This is a genomic window from Rhizobium sp. Rhizsp42 (assembly GCF_047304155.1).
In the GTDB taxonomy this organism is placed as follows: Bacteria; Pseudomonadota; Alphaproteobacteria; order Rhizobiales; family Rhizobiaceae; genus Rhizobium.
Genome location: NZ_JBGLYS010000091.1, coordinates 1 through 2212, shown reverse-complemented (window position 1 = coordinate 2212; position 2212 = coordinate 1). Strand labels below are relative to the sequence as shown.

Genomic DNA, 2212 nt, shown 5'->3' with positions numbered 1-2212 from the left:
TTTTTGAATTCGGCGATGCTGTTTATTGTTCCTTTCCAGCATGTTAGCAGCCAACGACGCCGAGTGCTAATTTTTCTTATCGACCCTCTTGAAATCGAAAAATCTCGAAAATAAATTTTGCCCGCCAACGCTCGTTTGAGGTTCGCACCCGCCCGGACTGGTCATCCGGTTCGGTAGGGTTTCAACGTCATCATTTTTGCTCAATGGAGGAAAACGTGTCGTTCCGACCACTTCACGATCGCATTCTCGTCCGCCGGGTCGAATCCCAGGAAAAGACCAAGGGCGGCATCATCATCCCCGATACCGCAAAGGAGAAGCCGTCAGAAGGCGAGGTCGTCGCTGTCGGCACTGGCGCGCGTAACGAGGCCGGCCAGATCCAGGCGCTCGACGTCAAGGCTGGCGATCGCATCCTATTCGGCAAATGGTCCGGCACCGAGATCAAGATTAACGGTGAGGACCTGCTGATCATGAAGGAAAGTGATGTCCTAGGCATCATTGACGTTCAAGCCGAGCAGAAGAAGGCGGCCTGACGGGCTGTTTCGTATACCCACCACTATCAGTCAGTAGCTGCCTATTGAGGAGTTAGACAAATGGCTGCGAAAGAAGTCAAATTCCACACCGATGCCCGTGAACGCATGCTGCGTGGGGTCGATGTGCTTGCCAATGCGGTCAAGGTGACCCTCGGCCCAAAGGGGCGCAACGTCGTGATCGACAAGTCCTTTGGCGCACCGCGCATCACCAAGGACGGCGTATCCGTTGCCAAGGAAATCGAGCTCGAAGACAAATTCGAGAACATGGGCGCCCAGATGCTGCGAGAAGTGGCATCAAAGACCAATGATCTTGCCGGCGACGGCACCACGACCGCGACCGTGCTCGCCCAGGCGATCGTCAAGGAAGGCGCCAAGGCTGTCGCTTCGGGCATGAACCCGATGGACCTCAAGCGCGGCATCGACATCGCCGTCGACGCCGTCGTTAGGGAACTGAAGACCAACGCCCGCAAGATCACCAGCAATTCCGAGATCGCCCAGGTCGGCACGATCTCGGCGAACGGCGATGAAGAGATCGGCCGTTACCTCGCCGAGGCGATGGAAAAAGTCGGCAATGAGGGTGTGATCACCGTCGAGGAGGCCAAGACGGCGGAGACGGAGCTCGAGGTTGTCGAAGGCATGCAGTTCGATCGCGGCTACCTCAGCCCCTACTTCGTCACCAACCAGGACAAGATGCGGGTCGAACTCGAGGATCCCTACATCCTGATCCACGAGAAGAAGCTTTCGAACCTACAGGCCATGCTTCCGGTCCTGGAAGCAGTGGTGAAGTCAGGCAAGCCACTTCTGATCATCGCGGAAGACGTCGAAGGCGAAGCTCTAGCGACCCTGGTCGTCAACAAGCTGCGCGGCGGCCTTAAGATCGCAGCCGTCAAGGCTCCTGGCTTCGGCGACCGTCGAAAGGCGATGCTGGAAGACATCGCTATCCTCACCGGCGGCACTGTTATATCCGAGGATGTCGGCATCAAGCTCGAAAACGTCACGCTGAACATGCTGGGCCGTGCCAAGAAGGTGGCAATCGAAAAGGAAAACACCACCATCATCGATGGCGTCGGCTCCAAGGCCGAAATTGATGGTCGCGTCGCCCAGATCCGGGCGCAGATCGAGGAGACCAGCTCCGATTACGACCGCGAGAAGCTGCAGGAACGCCTTGCCAAGCTAGCCGGTGGCGTTGCTGTCATCCGGGTCGGCGGTTCGACGGAAGTTGAAGTGAAGGAGAAGAAGGACCGAGTCGACGACGCCCTGCATGCAACCCGGGCCGCCGTCGAGGAAGGCATCCTTCCGGGTGGAGGTGTTGCATTGCTTCGCGCGGTGAATGCACTCCACGGTCTGCCAACCGCCAACGACGATCAGCGCGTCGGGATTGACATCGTCCGAAGGGCGATCGAGGCTCCCATCAGGCAGATCGCGGAAAACGCCGGCGCCGAGGGATCGATCGTGGTTGGAAAGCTGCGGGAAAAGAGCGAGCTGTCATATGGCTGGAATGCGCAGACCGGTGAGTATGGCGATCTCTACGCGCAGGGCGTCATTGATCCGGCAAAGGTCGTGCGCACCGCGCTCCAAGACGCCGCATCCGTTGCCGGCCTGCTGGTGACGACGGAAGCGATGATCGCTGAAAAGCCTAGGAAGGATACCGCTCCTGCTCTGCCGGCCGCCGCTGGCATGGA

2 protein-coding genes are annotated in these 2212 nt (G+C 58.6%); both read left to right on the top strand.

Going from position 1 to position 2212, the window contains the following annotated elements; translation table 11 throughout:
* The first annotated feature begins 215 nt into the window (after positions 1–215).
* Positions 216–530 (top strand): co-chaperone GroES, encoded by a 315-nt coding sequence (groES, locus tag ACCD05_RS31620; protein ID WP_112437467.1) that lies wholly within the window; start codon positions 216–218, stop codon positions 528–530.
* A 60-nt stretch (positions 531–590) separates the two neighbouring features.
* The coding region (groL, locus tag ACCD05_RS31615) for a chaperonin GroEL (RefSeq protein WP_413397610.1) at positions 591–2212 on the top strand (1622 nt) is incomplete at its 3' end.